Annotated in this window: 2 protein-coding genes; both read right to left on the bottom strand. The window is 59.3% G+C overall.

Going from position 1 to position 1,554, the window contains the following annotated elements; translation table 11 throughout:
* Window positions 1-673: type IV secretory system conjugative DNA transfer family protein (locus tag ACFHWW_RS33755; protein ID WP_379943692.1), on the bottom strand; the 673-nt coding region annotated here is incomplete at its 3' end.
* Window positions 670-1,554 (bottom strand): P-type DNA transfer ATPase VirB11 (gene virB11 / locus ACFHWW_RS33750; protein WP_379943690.1); only part of this gene is annotated, 885 nt, incomplete at its 5' end. The genes virB11 and ACFHWW_RS33755, both read right to left, overlap by 4 nt.

Raw genomic sequence — 1,554 nt, 5'->3', positions numbered from 1 at the left:
TGTTCTCGGGCACAAGAATGCTGGCGATGTTTTGAATGTCGGTCGTGCGATTGCCGCGCTCCGGCCGGATAAAGTCCAGCGGGTTATAGCTGTTGGTCTTTTCGGAGCCGGGCGCGAATAGGAAGACTTGGCTGCCGTTCTGCCGGCGATAACCCGCCGTCGCCTTGAACACTTCGCCCTTGAGATCGGTAACGATCATCGAGCCTTCGTGCATCAGCGCATTGGGGATCACATAGCCCGTGCCTTTGCCCGAGCGCGTCGGGCCAATGATCAGATGATGCCGGTCGTCCTTGGTGCGGAGTAGGTTCCGCCCGACCCGGCCGAAGATATGGCCCTGTTTGCGGAACCACTTCGCGCGTCGTAGCGAAGCCATGTCCTGAAACGCGGCATCCCCCAATGGGCTGCTCGTCGGTTTCAGTCCGATGTAGGCGACAAGGCCCGCCACCAGCAGCGCCGGCACCATCGAACCAAGCGCGACCTTCTGCAGGGCAGGGCTGGTTTTGTAGTGCCAGAACTGTTGAATCGGAGCGAAGGGATTGCTCGTGATCGTCGTTTCGAGGATCCGACCGTCCTTATAGAAGAGCTGAAGCCCCAGGCCGTACCCGAGCATCCAGACAACGAACGCTATCCCGACGCAAAAGAGCAGGTAGAAAGCCTGGAGCTGCTTCGTCATGACTCATCCCGGGCGAAGAAGATCTCAGCGACCCCGCGCTTGCCGCCTTCACGGCGGAGCTGGATGACGATCGGGATGACCATCTGGATATAGGACATCAGATCCTGCTTCGAAAAACCCGCCGACATACCGGCTTGCTGCATCATCATGGCGAGCTGTTCATAAGCACCCATCGGCGTATCGGCGTGAACCGTCGACATGCTGCCGGGATGGCCGGTGTTGATTGCCCGGAGGAAGGAAAAAGCCTCGGCACCCCGAATTTCACCGACGAACAGGCGATCCGGCCGCATGCGTAGGGATGACTCGAGCAGGCTTTGAATAGTCACGTCCGCTGTGCCCTGGTCGCCCTTCGACGCGATCAGATGAACGGCATTTGCTTGCGGTGGGAAGAGCTCTCGCGTGTCCTCGAGCGTGATGATCCGCTCATGCGGATCGACGCTCTTCAGGCAGGCATTGAGGAAGGTCGTTTTGCCGGAGGAAGTGCCGCCACTGATCAGGATAGACACCCGCTTGGTGATGGCGGTATGGATGAAATCGTAAATTCGATTTGCGCGCAGATGCCCTATCAGCTCGCGATCAATGTCGCTGAGGCCGCCGACGGCCACAGAGACCTTATCGAGCGAACCGTTGTCGCGATACTCCTCGAGCGTGAAGTTATTGACCACCTGCTTGCGGATCGAGATCGATCCACCTTCGGGTGCCGCCGGCGGCAAGACGATCTGGATACGCTCGCCGGTCGGAAGCGCGGCGCTGAGGATCGGCTTCGAGCGGCTGATGAACTGGTTCGTGGCAGCCGCAACACGCTCGCCGATGTTCTGGATTTCATCACCCGTCAGGGCGTCGATTAGATGATGCTCCATGTAATCGGCGCCAAACCGCTC

Source organism: Sinorhizobium sp. P24N7, from assembly GCF_042436655.1.
Lineage (GTDB): Bacteria > Pseudomonadota > Alphaproteobacteria > Rhizobiales > Rhizobiaceae > Sinorhizobium > Sinorhizobium meliloti_A.
The sequence above is the reverse complement of the archived record's forward strand: the minus strand, read 5'-3'. Positions and strand labels throughout refer to the sequence as shown.